Raw genomic sequence first — 20,174 nt, 5'->3', positions numbered from 1 at the left:
GAGAAGCAGTATAGGGACCTTCATTGAGTTTTTCAAGAATGTAAGGTTTGTAAGGATCAAGCTTGCTTTTTCTTCCGGGACGTTTCTGGGGTTCTGGGACGGTTTTCTTGTTAAGATATTTCCTCACAGTTTCCCTGGCATAACCTGTTTGTCTGGCGATTTTACTGATGCTAAAGCCTCGTGAATACAAATCTCGTATCAATAGCCATTCCTCCATTTTCAGCATTATCTACAATCCTCGAACTTTTCTCAAGGATTGTGAATTGGAAGGTTTTAAACCGCCGAAATTGGAAGATTCTTAACCGCCATTGACAGTGAAGCTGGTCTAAACGCTCTTGATATTCCTCAGTTGAATATGTTTCAATCAATTCCTTGTATTCTCGAATTGTTTTTTCAGAGAGACCTGTTATAATCCTGAGTTCTTGATCTTCATATCTCTCTTCGGTAAGCAGCAGTATTCTTGCAAAGTCCTTCACATAGCGCATGATGGATTCTCCGCTATGTTTTGTCTTTCTCTCGATCTCCGTATATTCATAACCTTTGAGATAAAGCTCCAGAATTTTCTTCTTGTGACTTACTCCGGGACCTATATCCTTCCACTTTCCTCTGGTTGGTACCAGTTCTCCCCTCTTTTCCAGCGCCATTGTATGCCGTGAAATTGTCTTTGTGCTCTCTCCAAGAAGGATTGCTATGTCAGCCTGGGTAAGTAGGGCACCTTGGGCATATGCTTCACTACTGATGCGCTTGATCCTTTTATCTAACAACTCCTGCTGATCTTTGACTGTACAGTCATCAGGGTCATAGATGGTGATTTTTACAGGAACCAGATTCATTTCGTCTACTGGTACGCCAGGAGGAACGTCTTTAGAAACTGCGTGGAAGATGATCTGGCCTTCTTTGCGCTGGCTGCTGAAATACAGGTCAAAATAAAAGATGAACAGTTCAGATAATGCTCTACAGACAGCACGAGGAAATGAATAATCATGCATGAGTTCATTGTAAAGCTGGGTCTGTAATTGACGATTAAAGGTTGAGAGATATTCTTTTGGAATTTCGACGAACATGAGAGCCACCAATATTGTTTTGGTGGCAAGAATAGATAAACAATTGGTCAAATGGAAGTATTTTCATAAAGTTATAAAAAGTTTTGCAGTTTAACAATAGACAGTTGTTATTTATTACTACCAGTAATTGTCGGACAGCCTGTTTAGGTTGGGGTGGCCGCAAGCAATTTGATTTCCTTGGAGGACTATGGATTTTCGATATAGAGCGGTGTATTCGTCCAACATCTTTGAAGCCACCAATATTGTTTTGGTGGCAAGAATAGATAAACAATTGGTCAAATGGAAGTATTTTCATAAAGTTATAAAAAGTTTTGCAGTTTAACAATAGACAGTTGTTATTTATTACTACCAGTAATTGTCGGACAGCCTGTTTAGGTTGGGGTGGCCGCAAGCAATTTGATTTCCTTGGAGGACTATGGATTTTCGATATAGAGCGGTGTATTCGTCCAACATCTTTGAAAGATGAGTTTGAAAAACGAAATCAACATTAAGCCGTTAAGATCAAGTTTTAGAATAATCTCATCAACAAAATAATTGCAAATGTAGAACTCTCACAGTTTTCAAACTCCTAATTTTTCATATATCTCTCGAATTTCTTCCACAACTATATCCCATTTAAAATTCTCAGCGTGTCTTTTTATTTGTTCGTTGTCCCATTCTTTATCTAAGGCGATCAATATTTTTTCTGCCAATTCTTTTGGTTTCGCTGGTTCAACTAAATAACCATAATTATCAGAAATCAAAACTTCTTCACTTCCACCGTTGTAAGTTGCAACAACAGGCTTTCCACATCCCATCGCCTCTATCTGAACGATTCCAAAGCTTTCGCTCAAGCTCGGCAAAACAAAAACATCGCAAGCACTCATCCATAAAGGAATTTCAGTGTATGGTCTGGTGCCAACAATTTTTATATAATCCTCCAGACCTGCAGATCTAATTTGCTTTTTTAACTTGTTCTCCAGTTTTCCCCCCCCAACTATGAAACACAGTACATCTTTTCTCTTCGATATAATTTCCCCCATAGCTTCGATGAGATACTTATGTCCTTTTACTTCACTATACAAATTTCCAACATTCAATATCACTTTATTATTCAAAGGCAATCCAAGCTTTTTTTTACAGTATTGGGAATCTGGACCAGGAAATGATATTTGATTATAGCCATTTGGAACATGGTATACTTTATCCAAGGAGACTCCTACACTTTCGAATAAAGGGATATCTCCTTTCCTGACGCGAATTATTGCATCACATAAGTTCCATGATCGAACAAATTGAGATTCTTTTTTTTCTATAGCGTTAGTGAATGTTTGAGAAGTATGTTCGGTAATCACTACAGGGACATTATAAGTTTCTTTTAATTTGACGGCGACTACTCCAGAACACCATGTAAAATGAGCATGAATCAAATCAAATTTTAAACTTTCTTTTTTAATTAGTTTTTGGATGGCTTTCTCTTCAAAATATGTCCACATATCTTTACCATATTTATAAAATAGGGGAAAATTAAGATATTTTGGAAAATAAACATGAACATTATCGATCATATAATTTTCATATCGAGTTTTCCTCAAAAACTCCATCCCTGCAGCAACTGGACATACCACATATATATTCTCAAAATATTTTTTCAGGGATAATACCTGTTCTTTTACAAAAATATTTCTTGCGTACTTGTTCTCGGCATCTGGAAAATCATTAGATATAATGAGTAAATTTTTAAACTTCATAATTATAGCTCATTAATAATATATTTATATTTGCCAGCCCTTGTCCTTTCAATCTTATCAACAAATCTAAATTCCACTTCCCATCCCTCAGATTTACTTCGAATGATTTCTCTGATTCCGTCCAGCTGTGCTTCATTTAATTTATTTTCTGCCACGATCTTGATAACAAGCTTATCAATCTTTTCTTGGATTACCTGATATTCCTTTATACCTTCCCCATAATCCCAGAAAATGTATAGGATGAAATATCCATGTACATGTTTCCCTTCAGGAGTTAATAAAATATCAGCACTCCTCCCAATAACTTCTTTCAAGAGTTTGGATCCCCTTCCACATCCACAAATGTCATCTACAATATGCCCCATATCGCCTGTATCATACCTTATGAAGGGCATTGCATAATTGTGAAGGCTCGTTGCTAGTATTTTTCCAACTCCATTTTCCAGTTGCAGACCCTCATCATCAACAATTTCCATAATACTTCGTTCAGTGTCTATATGCAGACCGTTGTGTTCTGAACACTCATAAGCCCCCAGGCCCCCATCGTTCAGTCCATATGCATCATACACATCACATCCGAATATATTTTTGATATTCTTCTGTATACTGGGGATTGATTTTTCGGCAGTAGTAAGAATTGCATGAGGGGTGATGATATCAATCTTGTTCTCATCAAGAAAGTTTGCAAAAAAATTGATTGAAGAAGGATAACCTCTTATGAATTCAGGTTTGAAAGAATTAATCACCTTTGCATATTGCTGCATATCCTGAGTACTCATATCAAATGAAGATAATTTCCGAATATTCCTTGAAATCTCATGAGCTTTTTTGACAATAAAAGATTTTGAGCCTACGTCTAGAGAGGAACCAGCCAGAAATACCATCTTATCCCCCAATTCATATCCTGCATATCCCCATCCACGATATAGAGAGACACCATTGAAAAATCTATCATATTTCAATAGCCTGAACTGAAGGGGGGTACCTGTTGATCCGCCTGTTGAATTTACGTAGTATTTCATTGAGTCCAGATTAACTGGTTTGAGGTCCTCAAAGTTTTGCTTGATGATATCCTTTGTTAGGATAGGAAGTTTTTCGAGATCTTCAGTAGTCCTGATATCATAGGAATCCAGCTTCAGTTTATTAAATAGTTTATGATAGTAGGGTACATTTTTATATGCAAAACTGATCATATGCTTCAGTTGGTTTTCCTGATCTTTTTTCTGGTCAGAGTAAGGTTTCCACTGAGAATCGACCAATTTTTTGTAGGTTGGATAGAATCCCCGCTCTCCCAATTGATGAGCGAATATGAACAAAGATTTTTGAAACATATTGTATCTCCCATAATTGCATCTTTTGAGGAGTTAATTACATGCCGCCGTATTTTTCTACAATATCTGTCATAAATTTAGTTACGTCTATTTTCTCAGCAATTAATTTCTCTCGTTTTTGTCTACCTTCTTGCTTTAGAAGAGGATTATTCAATAATTCCAGTGCTCTGGCTAAAGAGTCCTTGCCCATCGACTCTTCATTATAAAAGTTGTATACCAATCCATATCTTTTTTCTTCTTCATCTGTGTACCCCCTCCCTGCATAATCACAGAATATCGCATGTGTTCCCAGGACCGCGCATTCTGAAGCCATTGTTGCACTATCGCCATACAGTAACGTTGCATAATATAACAAATCATGCATCTTTTCTGGTGGAACATTAATCCGATACTTCTCAAACTCTTTCTGAAGAGGTTTTTCTGAAGTTATAAGAACACGTCCATATTTTTCAAATTCTCTTACTGCATTTATTTTATCTTCTAAAGTTAAGCCTGCATGCCCAACATCGTGAATTGCGCCCCAGGAGACAAATCTTAAGATTATGAAAGTATCGTCTTCCTTGATTCCAAGCTCTTTCAGAACTTCGGCGTCAGGTTTGAAATAGTTTGGATGAAGATAGGCAAGTTCATGATTTCCATCATACCGGATTTGCTTCGTACCTAGATTAATTCTATAACAGGAAGGTGTACAAATCACAGTCGCAAAGGGATCCATCAAAAAGTGTTCAATTTTTGAATGTTCGGTATCATCAAATACAATAGAAGTTTTCCCAATTAGTTTCCCGATATGTGAAATATATACGTTTCCCACGCCGCCAACCAGGACATCAGGTTTAAAAGATTTAGCAATATTATACAATATATATTCTATTTTTATCATTTCTGTTGCCTTTGAAAATAACGTGAATTTTGCACTTCCTACGATGTCGTATTCAAATCCGTAAGCATCCAGTAAATTCGATGAAACTTCTTTTTCAACAGCTGTAATTTTACATATGTGACCCTTTTTTTCCAGGTTCCAGAGTAAATTCTTGAATAAATGAACTTGAGCAGGATGACCTATATTGAAAAGTATTCTCATTTCCTCACCGTATCAAAATTATTTTTCCCTGACTTAAATACATGATCCTGTAGTTTGACCATGCTTTTTTACAATAAAGACTAAAGAACAGGGTAACTTTGTTATTTTCGATATTAATACATGCATTTTTGTTGAGAAGTTATTGAATGCTAAAGAATGCAATAATTTAATAATAATATGCCTGTCATAAAAATAAATTTCTTCAATTGTACAATCCAGGCTTTCAAAAAAGGATTTTAACTCTTCCATTTTATGGTTTCTCCAATGCGTCTTTCTAACATCCCCTGTTAGATTAGAACTATGGACAAATATCAATTTACCTCCTTCATCAAGCAACAATAGATATTTTTCCATCAGTTCTTTGTTCTGGTTAATACCAAATAATGCAAATCCAGAAAGAAATATAATCCCAAATTTATCAGTAAAATATTTTTCAGGGTATCTGCCATCAGCAATCATAAATTCCACGTTTGAGTTGATTTCCCTTTTTTCCTCATTCGCTTTTTTAATTAAAGTCTTATCATAATCAAAAGCAGTTACATTTGCCCCATATTTTTCAAACAGAAACGAGTAGTGCCCATTTCCACAACCAACATCAAGAACCTTTACATTTTTATTTTCCGAAAATTTCAAAACGTGCTTTATAAAGTATCTGTCTTCTGGATAATATTTAAAATTATTTTCAGAGATCAGTTTATTAATAATATCGTCAAGGAAATTCATTGTCTCACAGCCATCAAGACCTTCTTCCCTGAATTAAGTACAAAATCATATAACCAGAATAAACTCCAATTAACAATATTTGATTTCCATCGGTCCGGATGTAGTGAAATATAGAAATTGCTGATTTCGCAGTTATCAATCAACTGAATAAGATCATCAGTTGTTTCAGCAGAGATCTGTTCAATTTTACCGGGGATAAAATCTCTCAGGTTGCTCTTTGAATTCCAACCCCTTCCTGTATCAGTGAAATAATTGAGATTGTCTCCAGCAGATAAATACGCCTCTCCAAGAATTCCGAAATCACTTAAATTATATTCTTTCCAGAGGTCTCGGTTATCATATTTTGACAACACAGCTCCATGCATACAGACAGTTTTGAGGTTGCAGATCTCTCTGAATTTCTGCACATCATCCTCGAATAATTTGATGGCTTTTTCATAGTCTCCTTTTGCAGTGCTCAGTACCTCATAGTGATATCCGACCTCATGCCCCATCTTCTCAATTTCTTGTATTATTTCAGGAACAAAAGCCTTCTTATTGGTTCTAAAATAATAAGTTGCCTTTATTCCAAATTTTTTTTCTATAATTGCAGTTTGTAGTGCATTTTTAGCCCATCTATCAACATCATGACGCATTAATACAAAATGCTTTGGAAGCTTATCGCCTGCAGTCACATATTCACTCATGGTAATAAATGTGTACTTATCTGATACTGCAGAACAAAGTTGACTGAATTTATCAAGACTGAAGTCGCGATTTTTATATTTTATCATTTAAATTTTCCCCCTCGATTTAATGGATTTATTCCTGAGTGAGATATTTTGCTTCCTTGCAAATACGTCAGATAGCTATCGTTTTGTTCGCCATATTTTGCATCATAGTGGTTTTACAGATTTTATATGAAACAGGAGAGACATAATATAGAATAAAATGATTATTATTATGATTATTATTAGTGTTAGTATTATTAATTATGTGTTTCATTATTTAGTATTTGGTGATTTTTTATAGTCCTGTGCTGCACCCCCCAATTATTATCTACCTGATTTCGTAAAGGTACTTTCGTAATAGTTTCAAGCTCATTAAATACGTAACGAAGTTTTTCTTCTACGATTTTACCCTTTATAACCCAATATAAGGGCCTTCTATTCCCAATGGATGGAAAATTCTCCAGAGAAATATCAATAGGATGAAAATAAAAAATCGTATGACCTCTATTCAAACTCTGCTTTAACCCTTTGGATATCAAATGAGAACCTAAAAACCTCAGAGTAGGTCCACCATACGTAGGAATCTTAATGCCCATGTCGTAATAGGCCCATGGGAATTCAACAAAATTCCTTTTTCCACAGGCAGGTTCCAGACTGCCCGGAGCTGGATAATAAGGACACGAGGAAACAGCTCTTAGAGAAGAATCAGATTTATTATACAGTGAATTTACAGATACTGAAGAATCGTACTTAAATCCGATTTTTTCAAGTGAGTCAAGCATCCATCCTGTAACTGCTGCATTTGGTGCCCTGTATCCAACTACTTCTTGCCCGGATATTCTTTCAAGTAGTTTCTTTGCCTTTCTGGTTGTTGCCTCAAATTCTTCAATGGTCGTAAGAAGTTCTTTCGTTTTTGGATCGAGTACGCATGTATGATCCGCTCCGTGACATGCAATTTCATGCCCTCTCTCAGAGATGGATTCAATCAGACCTGGGTAATGCTCTGCAACGTCTGCAACAACAAAGAAAGTTGCAGTTATATTAAATTCATCCAGAAGATCCAATGTTCTTTTTGTCGGCTCACTCAAGTAATCATATCTTTCGTTCCATTTATCAAAAAATTCGCTTACATTTTTGTAAACCGAGAAACTTGACCCACAAACAGATGGGATATGATACCAGTCTTCAATATCAACTGTAACCGATAAATTATTGTTACTCCTAACATGAATCGGATTCTTTCCACGGTGCCTCATCAAAATTTTCTTTCCAAAATTGACTGAGAGATCTGTAGAATAATATAGGCCCCATCCAAGAATACTTGAAGGCCATCTTTCTGGATGCGTTAGAATATAAAGGTTATTTAATTCTCTTCTCTCTATTAATTCAATAAGTTCATCAGTCGTTTCAGCAAAAACTTGATCCGTTTTACCAGGGATAGAGTCTCTGATACTGTTTTTATAACCCCACGTCCTTCCAGTATCAGATAAATAGTTGAGATCATTTCCTATGGAAAGATAGGCTTCACCGGTTATTCCGAAATCCCTAAAATCGTGGGTCTTCCAGAGTTCGCGGTTGTCATATTTTGAAAGAGGCCTTCCGTGCATGCAGACTGTTTTTACCTCACAGATCTCTCTTATTTTTTCCAGATTTGATCGAAACAAATCCAGTGCCTTTTCGTGATCTCCGTTTGCTTCGCTTAAGGTCTCGTAGTGATAGCCGATCTCATGACCCATATCCTTTATCTGACTTATGATCTCAGATTTGAATACGCTTTTTATCGTCCTGAAATAATATGTTGATCTGATGCCAAGTTCTTGTTCTATCCTGGCAATGCCCAAGGCACGTTCCGGTATCCGATCAACATCGTGGCGCATTAATATAAAACGGTTAGGATGCTGGTTCTCCATATACTCGGCCATTGTTACTGTTGGGTAGGCACCGGATATTGCTTCACAGAGTCGAAGGAACTTATGACTCGTAAAATCGCGATTTTTAAAGTCTAGCATCAGAGATCACCATGAAAGTTTGAGCAAATATACAGGATATTAAACCTCCATCCCACTATGAAATTACCATTTTTATCCTCGATCATTTTGTCTCACATTCCCAACCTCTCTTTCTTGCAGACTTCCCAGTTATTTCAAGCAGACGCGATCTTCGTAAATTAGTTTAAGTTCGGATAATTCAAATTTGTCGCCTTATTCACTTGCATGTCAAAGAACATTGCAAAGAGAAGTAATTGCATACCCATAAGCGAAATAAACACATCCAGAAGGGGATAATTTGCCGAAACCTGACCGTGAAAGACTAACTTTTGCATAACGATCCATACTCCAAATAAAAACCCAATAGGTACCAGTAACATACTTGCAATATAAAACAGAACCAAAGGGTGGAAGTCAAGAACTATGTATTTCATCTTCAGCCTCCATAAAAAGCCTCTGAAAATCATGGGGGCAACTTTTCTAATGTATACACTGTACCTGATAGTGGATGTTTCCCTTCCATAACGTGCGGGCATTGATACGTCCATTGTTTGCAGGCCAAAAGCGTTGAGTTTTATCAGGAGATCGTTGCAGTAACCATAGTAAGTGTAAACTGAGTCCAGGTCAAGTGCTTCAAGTGCTTCTCGTGATATTACAGTGTAGCCGTTTTGAGGATCCGCAATATTCCAGTAACCACTGCCTATTTTTGTGATCAAGGTCAGGAGCCCATTACCAAAGGCTCTCCAGGCGCTCATCCCTTTTCTCAGATCCTTTGAAATGAGACGATTACCCTTGGTATAATCTGCTTTCCCTTCAATAATAGGGAACAACAGGCGAGGAAGATGAGTGGGATCCATCTGGTTATCTCCAGCCATAACCGCAACCAGATCCATTTCATCGGCGAGGGCTCTTTTGTAACCGTTTATGATGGCTGCTCCGACACCCTTGTTAACTTCGTGATGTATTGGCACTATTCGGGTGTCGACCATCTGGTCGACGATCTCTCCTGTACGGTCGGTACTACAGTCATTTATGACATAGATCTTATCTACGTAATCAGGAATCCCATCAATTGTTTCCTGGATCAAAAGTGCTTCGTTGTAGGCGGGAACCACGACTCCGATCTTGTAGGCTTTGAAAAGAGTTTTTTCGTGCTCTTCCTGCAGGTCAATGTGACAGACCTTGATTTTATTTATTTCACAGATGGATATGATGGAACGAATGGGATTAAAGTAGATCTCGGAAATATCAAGTTTCTCTAGACAGGCTTTTGAGAAGGCCATAAAACCCACTGGTCTGTCTCCTGTCTTTTTATTTTTTATCAAAAGAACATTTTCTGAATTTCTCTGATGTTTGGTTAAGCATGTCCCTACAATCAAGTCAAATTTTCCTTCTTTGATAGGCCTGATCATCTTCGGGATTAATTTTGGATCTCTGCAGACATCCATGTCCATCGTGACAAAGATATCGGCACCTTCTGCTGCCTCAATACCTTTTTTCAGAGAAAAATTTTTACTCGTGCTTACAAAATCCTGAATTACTTCGGCTCCTGCAAGTTCGGCCACTTCTGCACACTGATCTGAACTACCATTATTTACAACGATGACCCGGTCTGCATATCGTCTGGTGATCAACACGACTGTCCCGATTTCAATTTCTCGATTAAAAGCCGGAAGAATAACTGCAACCTCCGGTGAAACTATGCCCAACATATTCACTCACCCACAACTGAAATGCAATAATTTACTTGACTAGTGCCTGTAACTGATAAAATTTAACTCACAAATAAATTCGGAACAACTTGATCGAAATTATAGTAAACCTACTACCAACCATTTAAGAATAACACGCTTGCTAAAAAATCGCAAAGTGGTTTAAATAATTCATAACATTTAAGTATTAATTAGATTAATTTGCGAATAGAACTTATAAATATAAATAACTTTGGATACTACTTTGTTTCAGAAAGAATAAATACCAGGAACGATTAAGCCTATAAAAAACAGTTGAATGATATTGATTTTAAGGAAACAGACAAATAGATTACTAACTGATCTAAACCCCAATCTGACAGATTATGTTAATTAATACCGAATTTTCTCACAACAAACACGTTGCATTGACATATTACCGGTAGGTAAAATGATAAATGTCAAAAATCATAGACAAAAGATGTAAATTAGAATTATAGGAAGAAAACAAAATCATAAAGTCCATTTATACATTACAAAATGTATGCTTTTGTCAAATTAGAGCTAAATGAAAAAACGTAATCAATAACCAACAATTAAATAAAATAAACTTACAGAAATTTGCCCATTGAATAATAAAAAAGATGGCGATAGAGATTGTTTTTCCAAGCTGAATAATAATAAATATAAATTAAATTGAAATGCTTTTAAATTGAGAGATAATATTTATTATTTATTGAAGACAAATGTAAAAAACAAGATGTCCTACTAAATATTTAACATAATAATTTAGGAATTCTGTTTAAATTTTTTTTCAGGTTTTTTGAGGAATTCAATTAACTATAGAAGTTAAAACAAAAAAATAGTTTTAGAAACGATATTTTTCACACCCATTCTCTGAAAATATAACTATTCTGAACGGATGAAGGAAAACTTGATTTAAAATATAATCACAAAAAGGCAAGTATGAAAAGCAAGATTATTTAATGAAAAATTCGGACCTTAATGGAGAAATTATCATAAATTACATTCACAGAAAAATATTATAAGTGAAGATTATAATCAAATCACATATATATAAAGAAATTATAGTGCTTTATAGTGAAAGTAGATTGTTTTCGCAGTTTTTAAAAATAGGTCAATGGCTGAAATTATATGAATATTGGGCTAGTGTAGCGTCAACGGTAATATCTCATATAAAATCGGTTACAACTATTCAGAATTGTTCAATCCTTAAGTATTGACACGACACTAAAAATGACTAACATAAAATATTATATTTATAAAGTATACTCATGACTGTTTTCTAAAAAAATTTTCAGGATGCACTTATTTTAGGGATAATTATGTTAAAACGTAGGAAACTTTCTTCTGATCTGTTGCTCATAATAATCTTTATAATACTGGCCAATACATTCGTCCTTATTCCTTCACTTAGCGCAACTATTATCCGGGCAGTACTTGGGCTACCTCTTGTGCTTTTCCTTCCAGGGTATGCCCTGATTGCTGCACTCTTTCCTGCAAGATCCGACCTTGATGGAATCGAAAGAACCGCTCTTTCCTTCAGGCTTAGTATTGCAGTCATACCCCTCATAGGGCTTGGACTCAACTACACCCCCTGGGGAATTCGGCTTCTACCAATCCTGATCAGCCTGTCCGGACTCGCCTTTTTCATGTGCGTACTTACTTACTTGAGAAGAGCAAAACTCCCTGAAACCGATGCTTTCGAAGTGCCATTCAGGGAAATGACACTTTCCCTCAAAGACGAAATATTGGATAAGTCCGAGTCAAAGCTGGATAAAACTGTTACGATCATCCCGGGCCTCTCAATACTCCTCTCGGTCGCAACACTTTTTTATGTAGTTGTTACCCCAAAAGAGGAAGAGCACTGCACTGAGTTATATATTCTCGGTCCTGAAGGGATGGCTGACAATTACCCAACAAACTACACACTCGGAGAGAATGGTACAGTAATTGTTGGAATCGTAAACCACGAGTACAGGCTTGTAAACTACACAATGGAAGTAAGGCTTCAAAACCGATCTCTTCCTCTTCCGGAAAACCAAAGACAAGTAAGCCTTGACCATAACGAGACCTGGGAAGAACCAGTTACGATTGCCCCTTCGTTCGAAGGAAATAATATGAAACTCGGGTTCCTGCTTTACAATGAAAGCGAGAAGAATATCCCTTATCGAGACCTTCATCTCTGGATAAATGTATCAGAGGCAAAGTGAATATGGAGAAATTAAGTATGACAAACTTCGGGGAAAAAACCACAATTTTCGGGAAATCAGCAGAAAATCCAGAAGTACAACATAAAAATTCAAAGTATCAGAGTAGAGAAGCCCTTGCAGGCGTTCTTCTTCTTCTAGTTGTTCTTCCCGAATCGTTGATTTATTCTGGAGAAATTAAAATTGCTCTCTTGTTGTATGCAGGTATACTGGTAGCTTTATCTCTTATCTCCATATTCGTAAAAGAGAAAGAAATTCGAAACATCTGCCAAGTCTTCTTGTTACTCCCAATCTTCCGCATTATCAACTTTTCAGTGCCTACATTCCCTGATTATTCTCTTATCTCCTTTGAGTACATTTACATACCAATGATAATTCCTTTGACCGTCATTATAACTCGTCAACAGTTTACATATGAACAGTTAGGGCTGAGTTTCAAAAAAATATGGTATTATCTTCCTGTGTCAATTATTATTGGCTTTATCTTGGGGCAGGGTGAATCGTTTATCATGCAAACAACCCCACTTATCCCTGATCTTTCTTTCATAAATATCTTAAAGCTTACAGTTGTAATGGTTTTCTTTGTCGGGATTACTGAAGAACTCTTATTCAGGTCAATCCTCCAGACAAGACTTGAGGGAATATTCGGGTTACGGGGTGGTCTGGTCCTTTCAAGCCTGATTTTCGGGCTCATGAACTCCGGTTTTGGATCTCCATATGAAATATTATATGCATCCTTTACAGGATTTATAATTGGATATTTGTTCTATAGAACAAGAAGTCTTCCTTTCATTGCATTAGTACATGGCTTTATAAGCGTATTTTCCTTCGGAATTATCCCTTATTTGGGGCATGGCCTCGGAATATTCTAACTATACCCAATGTTTCTAAAAAGAAGTCAACATTCTCTTAAGTTGATCACTGTTCGTATAAACTAAAAAGCAGACTTAAATAGCAAACAAGCAGATTTCAGTTTGTATTCTGTATTTTCTTAAAGATGACTAATTTATTGTACATACCACTAACTATAATAAACGTTTAATTATAAAAGAGCTGAGATTTTATGTTTTCAAGCATAATCACTACTACATCATCAAGTACAATTATTATGAATATGGTATGCGGTCTCCCAGATTACTATAATATGGCTTTAGTCGGATTGGGTTTACTTCTTAGTTTTAAATATGTACTTTCAGGATCAGATCACTGGGAGGAATATCTAGAAAGTTCTTTAAATATGGGAATTTTGCCATTGTTGTTAGTATTCAGTTTGACAATTATTTATCATGTAATAAGTATTTTGTAATTCATTGAAAAGCTTCTGATAGGTACATGTTCACACAAGTAGAGATGAAATCTATGAATTGTTGACTTAGAACCATAGTTACAAGAAACACCTTTCACGTACAACCTGTTATAACGACATACAAAATTCATTCATTAACTTCCTCAAGCCTAAACGAGGAATTCCAGTATGTAGTTTCTGTGGAAAAAGATGCAGTTCTATGTTCCATAGAATGTCGCCAATTTCACAAAATAATATTACGTCGAATTTATAATTTCAGCGTAATATTCACTTTAGGATAAGCTCATTTATTAAATCAATTTTTAATTTTGTCTTTTTTGAAAACCCTGCAAATTCCCACAGAACTCCCTTACTTCTTCAGTACTAATTATCAGAAACTATCTTTCCTAAAGTTATTTACTCATCTAAAAACTAGCTATATACAATCGTAGTTACGATTAGTAACCTGGTTGGATTAAAATTAGGGAGACGTATTGAGATATCAGTATAATATAGTACATAATATATGCATTTAAATAATGGAATTCCTCTACGTATTTAATCCCATATCGTAGAATAAAACCCGTAGCTGTTACCTGTCAAAAAGCGTTACAGAAATTTGAAATTAAAACAAGTGGGTGATATTTAATGGAGTACGTGAAAAAAACATGTCCGATTTGTGGGAGTGAGTTTGTAGTCCTTAAAAAGGTCGAGGAAAAGGCAATCTACTGTACGCTTGAGTGCCTTTCATCATCTCAGGGGAAGATGAAGAGAGAGAAAATTTACTCTTTAATGCCTGTATAAACTTATATAGGTCCATCGCGAACAGTATAATTTATTTCTTATTATCTTTTTGATATTTTTAACTAATATTCTCTTTTTTTATTAATAAAATTTGCTCTTCATAACTTTATAGCTTCTGTTATTGAATATAATTTAGTGAATGTCAGGAAAGTTGTCTTAGAATAATTTTCAAAAATAACTACCATTTTTTTACAAAGTGTTTTATACCATTAATGCCTTAATTTTTTTATTAAGTTAGTGTTTAATTTAAGGGGATAAATAATATGGTAAGTGTTGGTCAGGAACTATTGAATGTTCCCTTTGGGGACATGATTCGAGAAATGGCCCTTGCGATTGCAGAGGGGCAGATGGCTCTGGACATGAATTCTGTGCAAGTTGCCCAGACTCTTGCAACAACCCAGCTTGATGCCGGAAGTGTTGTAATGTATATTGAAGAGACCACGGATGCTGATGGCAATGTCACAGCGAGCAGTGTGGTTACCAATGACAAGCCGATGTCTCTTCTTACCTACGGGCTTGAGCCTCGTTTCTACGAATTTACGGAATCGATTATCGAAGTTAAGATGACAATCACCATGATGCGAGAGTCTTCCACAGAGCTCACTTATGGCAATGAATTCAAGTTAAGCAATGAGTCAAAGGTCACTGGCAGTATGGAGTCCGGCGGGCTTGCAAAAATCCTCTTCGGAAAGAGCAAGGGGAGCTTTCAAAACACGACAAGCGTTGCCTATACCTCCACGTTTAATGCAAAATACAGTTCGAAGTATTCCTTTAAGGAAGAAGGTACAAGCCTGCTGAGGACAACCCTCAAGCCTGTCCCTGCTCCTGAGAGGACAATTCCAAAGGTGACGGTTAAGATCGGGGAATGAATACGTCTTGACTAAAGCCTTCAATAAAATATTCTTGCTACGGGAAGGGTCTCTTAAAATATCGGGGAACCTGACCGTAGTTGCGGCAGATAAAGCTCTAATTACCCTTTTTGCAGGCTAAATATTCTGCCGTATTTTTCTATACCCTTTAAAGGACTTATTTCAAGGACTTATTTCAAGGAGTTGTTATTATGGTTAATGACGGGGAAGAAATCGGAGAAGTACTTATTACCCCCCTTTCCAGGCTTCTGGGAGAAGTAGGGCGGTCCGTTGCTGAAACTCAGCGGACTCTTGACCTGAATTCCATAAAGACCCAGATAGAGATTGATGAAGAAAAAGCCCTCAGTGAGTATGATATTCAGGCTGCATGGTATCATATCCCTGAGGTTGACCTTGAGCTCAAAATGTCGCTTACTGTGAAACTTGAAGAAGAAAGGGACTCTAAAAATCGGGTAAGGGGCTACAGATCTGTCCTCAACGCCTCTCCCCTTAATGCCTCTTACAACTCTCTTTACAGTTACGATGTGCAGGGCTCAAGCTGCATCAAAGCAAAAATAGTGTCCATTCCTGCCTCTTCAAAGGTGAGGGAGGAATAAGGCTCTTTTCAGGAAATGCTCTTTCAGGAGGAACGGAATGAAGAATATAAGCGAACTCAGGAGCAGCCTGGACGTCTTCAGGAAAGCAGGGACAATAGATGCCAGCAGTTATTCAAGCATTATGACTAAACTGAAGGATACGGAAATCGAATTTGAATCCGTGGAAAAGGAAGTCCTTGTCTATAAAGAAAATCTGGACAAGCTTCTCGGGGAAAAACTCGTCCTTGAACGGGAAAAGAGCAGCCTTGCTGCGCAGGTGACAAAGCTCTCAAATGAGAAGGCAGACCTTGAATCTCGGATTTCCATTTTGCAGAAAAACAGGCCTGTCCTCTCGTCTTCAAATCTTGTTAGCTCTTTTGCATCCTCGCTTGCAGAAATGGACAAAGGTCTTAAGAAAGTGCAGTCCGGTCCAAAGTACCTTGTAAGTAATATGAATGTAACCTTAAAGACCAATATCGCTCTCGAGGGGGGGGAACTGAGGTTCCAGATGCCAAAAGCCGATGACATCATCAGCCCCGAAAACCTCAGCACAATAGAATTCTCTCTAAAAGCGGTGTCCGATAAGCCGGGTATTGGCTCTTATAAGGAAGTTCCGGACCTTATCGGGCTCTCAAAAGAAGAAGCCGAAAGCAAACTGCTTGAATCGGGCTTTAAGGCAGGAGACATCCTTGAAAAAGAAAGCAGGACGCCTCAGGGTACGGTCATAGCCCAGCTCCCCTCGGGAGGCTCCCTTGCAGAACCGAAGGCAGCTGTGGATCTTACAATTTCCAGGCTTCTTTCCGTAAAGGTCCCGGACCTTGTGGGACTCGGGCTTGAAACCGCAAAAGCCCTCCTTGAAAAATCACGGCTCCGGCTTGAAGGGGTCAAAGAAAAGCCTTCAGACAAAAACCCGGGTACAGTCCTTGCCCAGAACCTCAATCCGGATTCGGAAGTCGAAGTTAACTCTGCAATTGTCCTGACGGTTTCTACAAAGGTCTACAAAGTCCCAAACCTGCTCGGGCTTGAGTTTGAGAGTGCAAAGCAAGTCATAGAAAAGTCCGGGATCCAGCCGGGTGAGATAAAGGAGCAGCTCTCAAGTGGAAAACAGGGAATTGTACTTACTCAGAGCCTCAAACCCGGGCTTGAAGTTGAGGCAAATTCAAAGGTTGACCTTGTCGTTTCAGCTGGAGAAAAGGAAGTGGTGCCTGGAAAACCCTTGCGGACCTTTCCCGAAGCTGTTGTAAAAGAAACAGTAAATAAAGTTTCTTTCGAAACTCCCTCGAAGCTGCAGTCCGAAACCACATCTCAAGTATCCCGTGAAACTTCTGCCAGTGTACCTTCAGAACCATTTAAGCAGGAGTCTAAATTAGTTCCGGGTGTAACCGGGATGTATCTTGAAAAGGCGGTCGCTTTACTCGGGGCTCAGGGGATAAAGGTCGGAAAGGTTTCGGAAGCTATTTCGACGGGGGCTGCGGGAACAGTCATAAGCCAGAATCCGGGGGCCGGTTCTGCGGTAAACCTGTCGGTCCCGATCAATCTTGTGGTCTCAAAACAGGCGCCTGAAACTCAACTGCGCAGAAGTACTCTATCCAGGCTTAAACTTTGATCTGCAGGTTTTTCGATGCCAATTGAAACACATCTTATAAAGGTTGCAGAAAATGCTACTGCCCTTCAGGTCCAGAGGATCCTTAAAGTGGTTCTGGGGGCCGGAGGGCGAATTGAAATGGTGGCAGGAAGGACAATTATCGCCAGTCTTGACAGCAACTATGCCGAATTAGTCAAGAAAACTCCGGGTGTGGCCCTTGCAGGCGGGATAAACTTAAGGGGCAGGAAGATTCCTAAGATCGTAAAAAAGGTCTCTGATGAAAAACAGGCAGGCTCCTGAGATTTTTTCGGGATCTCTGCCCATCCGAAAGCTTTTGAGCTGTTTCTTTTCAAGGGTTTTGCTTCCTGAATTCTATCCTTTGCGCTGGTAAACAGGTCAGGTTTGTTTCCATGAACGTATTATATATGGTTTATTCCTCTGGTTTGTTGCCATGAATGTATTATATAGTGTACTTCACAATGGTGTATTCTCCGGGTTTGTTGTTATCAATGTATCAATGATGGACTGCATTCGACAAAATAGACTAAATATGCGATTTTCGTCTTTGTTTCATCTTTATCATATCAATCCTCAGTTGAAGTCCGGTTTTGCAGATCTTGCTGAAACTTCAACCATAATCCGGATTTTGCCGGGAATACCTGAGTTTTTTTTGTCGAGTAGGGGTAATCCTTGCGCCTTTAACTTTAAAATTGATTAGATTTTTTTCCCCCCTGTCATTGATTCTTCTTTCTTATTATTCCCATTCCCCTACAAAGGTTTTATATATTAGATGTGCTATTTAAAGGCAAAGTACATCAGAGATGTGAGGTTTCAGGCATTATGGTGCTTGGAACTGCTTTATCAGATCAATGTGATGCTTAATGCTAAACTCCCGGAAATCTCCGGAAGTAAGGGCTTTCTACCGTTTTTACGGTTGAATTTCCTGCATAGAATATAAACCAGTGAGAAAAGTCGGATCAACATAAGTGTCAAAGGGCCAATGCTTTGAAACGCCCGCTTTTGGCGCCGCAGAGGCGTCTAAAATCGCACGAAACTGTTCAGGTTTTCGATGAGTTGCGGTTGCAGTTGCTGAATACTGAAGTTTCAAATCAGGTTACTGAGTAAATCAGGTTACTGGGTTACGAGTCAGGTTACTGAATACTGAAGTTTCAAAATCAGATTGCTATATGTTTCAAATCAGGGCCGAGTGCCTGGATTTGGGTCTGCCAGGATCGTAAGGTCGGTTCTTAAATCAGATGTTTCCTGCTGAGGCAGGAGCAAAAGGGAACCGAATATCTGCAGATGCCTGAAGGAATGTAGGGTACCGGGAGCATAGAGCTCCGGTCTGCTCGAGGCTTTCCGCCGGCAGGTCTGAACGACATCCCTCCCCCACCTGGTAGCGTTCGGGGAATCCAGTGCACTTCTCTTTTGTCACTTGTGTTGTTTCGACCGGAGGGGCTGGTATTTCAATTGAAGTTTACGGAGTAGAAATATGGCAAGCATACACCGACCAAAACGAGGTTCCCTTGCATTCAGTCCGCGCAAGAGGGCTAAGAGCCACATTCCACGGTTCAGAGCCTGGCCGGAAGCTACGGGCGAACCAAAGCTACAGAGTTTTGCAGGTTATAAGGTGGGGATGACCCACGTGATTATGGTTGATGATATAAAGAATAGCATTACCCAGGGCATGGAAATCTCTGTACCCGTAACTATAATCGAAACTCCTGCAATAAGGGTCGCAGCTATCAGAGCTTACACAGAAGACACCACCGGGGAAAAGGCAATTGCCGAGGTATGGACATCAGACCTCGATCCTGAACTCAAACGCAGGATTCCAATTCCAGCAGTAGAGAACCAGGCTGAAGCCCTTGAAACTATCAGAAAACTGATAGAAGAAGGCAGAATTAGCGACATCAAGGCAGTCACCTACACTTTACCAAAGAACCTTACCGGTGTCCCCAAAAAGGTACCGGATATCATGGAAACCGGGATCAGTGCAAGAGACCTCAGCACCAAATTCGAATACGCAAAGTCAATCCTCGGCACCCTTGTAGGTTTTACCGATGTTTTCAAGAACGGAACACTTGTTGACACCGCCGCAATTACTATCGGTAAAGGAACACAGGGCCCTGTAAAGCGCTGGGGCATCCAACTGCAAAAAGGCAAGCACTCCCGGCAGGGAAGCCTCAGGCAGGTCGGTACCCTTGGTCCCTTCCACCCGGCTCGCGTTTCCTGGAGAGTTCCCCAGATGGGTCAGATGGGATACCACCAGAGGACTGAGTTTAACAAGCGCATCCTCAAGATCGGAGCCGACGGAACAGACATCACTCCTGAGGGCGGGTTCATTAACTACGGCCTTGTCCGCGGAGACTATGTGCTGATAAAAGGCAGTGTCCCAGGACCTTCCAAGAGGCTTATCAGGCTCAGAGATCCGATCAGAGCAAAAAAAGCCGACCTTGGCGAACCCAACATCCTGTACATAAGCAGGGAATCCAAACAGGGGTGAT

17 protein-coding genes are annotated in these 20,174 nt (G+C 38.6%); 8 read left to right on the top strand and 9 right to left on the bottom strand.

The window, feature by feature from the left end; genetic code table 11:
- From PHF18_RS12480 to PHF18_RS12440, 9 genes are all read right to left on the bottom strand, one after another.
- A partial coding sequence (locus tag PHF18_RS12480; protein WP_300103343.1) for a helix-turn-helix domain-containing protein occupies positions 1-226 on the bottom strand: 226 nt, incomplete at its 3' end.
- Positions 171-1,064 (bottom strand): DUF1670 domain-containing protein, encoded by an 894-nt coding sequence (locus PHF18_RS12475; RefSeq protein ID WP_300103341.1) that lies wholly within the window; start codon positions 1,062-1,064, stop codon positions 171-173. The genes PHF18_RS12475 and PHF18_RS12480, both read right to left, overlap by 56 nt.
- Before the next feature lie 560 nt (positions 1,065-1,624).
- The gene (locus tag PHF18_RS12470) at positions 1,625-2,794 is read right to left on the bottom strand and encodes a glycosyltransferase family 4 protein (RefSeq protein WP_300103339.1); all 1,170 of its coding nucleotides are present in this window, start codon (positions 2,792-2,794) and stop codon (positions 1,625-1,627) included.
- A 2-nt stretch (positions 2,795-2,796) separates the two neighbouring features.
- The gene (locus tag PHF18_RS12465) at positions 2,797-4,125 is read right to left on the bottom strand and encodes a phenylacetate--CoA ligase family protein (protein ID WP_300103337.1); all 1,329 of its coding nucleotides are present in this window, start codon (positions 4,123-4,125) and stop codon (positions 2,797-2,799) included.
- Between the two features lie 37 nt (positions 4,126-4,162).
- Positions 4,163-5,206, bottom strand: coding sequence for a DUF354 domain-containing protein (locus PHF18_RS12460; RefSeq protein ID WP_300103335.1), 1,044 nt, complete (start codon positions 5,204-5,206; stop codon positions 4,163-4,165).
- A gap of 33 nt (positions 5,207-5,239) precedes the next feature.
- Positions 5,240-5,929, bottom strand: coding sequence for a class I SAM-dependent methyltransferase (locus PHF18_RS12455; RefSeq protein ID WP_300103333.1), 690 nt, complete (start codon positions 5,927-5,929; stop codon positions 5,240-5,242).
- A complete protein-coding gene (locus PHF18_RS12450; protein WP_300103331.1) occupies positions 5,926-6,702 on the bottom strand; it encodes a hypothetical protein in 777 nt (258 codons plus the stop codon). The genes PHF18_RS12455 and PHF18_RS12450 overlap by 4 nt, the downstream gene beginning before the upstream one ends.
- 194 nt (positions 6,703-6,896) lie before the next feature.
- Positions 6,897-8,648: a polysaccharide deacetylase family protein gene (locus PHF18_RS12445; RefSeq protein WP_300103329.1), complete on the bottom strand. Its 1,752-nt coding sequence runs from the start codon at positions 8,646-8,648 to the stop codon at positions 6,897-6,899.
- Positions 8,649-8,806: 158 nt separating this feature from the next.
- Positions 8,807-10,339 carry a glycosyltransferase gene (locus PHF18_RS12440; protein ID WP_300103327.1) on the bottom strand — a complete coding sequence of 511 codons (1,533 nt, stop codon included), beginning with the start codon at positions 10,337-10,339 and terminating at the stop codon, positions 8,807-8,809.
- Positions 10,340-11,664: 1,325 nt separating this feature from the next.
- On the opposite strand from PHF18_RS12440, the gene PHF18_RS12435 reads away from it, so the two are divergent.
- The 8 genes from PHF18_RS12435 (at position 11,665) to rpl3p (ending at position 20,173) form a co-directional block, all read left to right on the top strand.
- Entirely contained in the window at positions 11,665-12,552 is an 888-nt protein-coding gene (locus PHF18_RS12435; protein ID WP_300103325.1) for a DUF1616 domain-containing protein, read from the top strand.
- A gap of 17 nt (positions 12,553-12,569) precedes the next feature.
- Positions 12,570-13,421 (top strand): CPBP family intramembrane glutamic endopeptidase, encoded by an 852-nt coding sequence (locus tag PHF18_RS12430; protein WP_300103323.1) that lies wholly within the window; start codon positions 12,570-12,572, stop codon positions 13,419-13,421.
- Between the two features lie 1,061 nt (positions 13,422-14,482).
- Positions 14,483-14,638 carry a hypothetical protein gene (locus PHF18_RS12425; protein ID WP_300103321.1) on the top strand — a complete coding sequence of 52 codons (156 nt, stop codon included), beginning with the start codon at positions 14,483-14,485 and terminating at the stop codon, positions 14,636-14,638.
- Positions 14,639-14,901: 263 nt separating this feature from the next.
- Positions 14,902-15,507, top strand: coding sequence for a hypothetical protein (locus PHF18_RS12420; protein ID WP_300103319.1), 606 nt, complete (start codon positions 14,902-14,904; stop codon positions 15,505-15,507).
- A 191-nt stretch (positions 15,508-15,698) separates the two neighbouring features.
- Entirely contained in the window at positions 15,699-16,103 is a 405-nt protein-coding gene (locus tag PHF18_RS12415) for a hypothetical protein (protein WP_300103317.1), read from the top strand.
- A 37-nt stretch (positions 16,104-16,140) separates the two neighbouring features.
- Complete coding sequence (locus PHF18_RS12410; protein WP_300103315.1) at positions 16,141-17,688, top strand: PASTA domain-containing protein; 1,548 nt, start codon at positions 16,141-16,143, stop codon at positions 17,686-17,688.
- Positions 17,689-17,703: 15 nt separating this feature from the next.
- A complete protein-coding gene (locus PHF18_RS12405; protein ID WP_300103313.1) occupies positions 17,704-17,967 on the top strand; it encodes a hypothetical protein in 264 nt (87 codons plus the stop codon).
- A gap of 1,192 nt (positions 17,968-19,159) precedes the next feature.
- Complete coding sequence (gene rpl3p / locus PHF18_RS12400; protein WP_300103311.1) at positions 19,160-20,173, top strand: 50S ribosomal protein L3; 1,014 nt, start codon at positions 19,160-19,162, stop codon at positions 20,171-20,173.
- Position 20,174 lies beyond the last annotated feature (1 nt).

Source organism: Methanosarcina sp. (assembly GCF_028693135.1).
Taxonomy (GTDB): domain Archaea; phylum Halobacteriota; class Methanosarcinia; order Methanosarcinales; family Methanosarcinaceae; genus Methanosarcina.
Note: the sequence above shows the minus strand (reverse complement) of the source record. Positions and strands in the feature narration are given on the sequence as shown.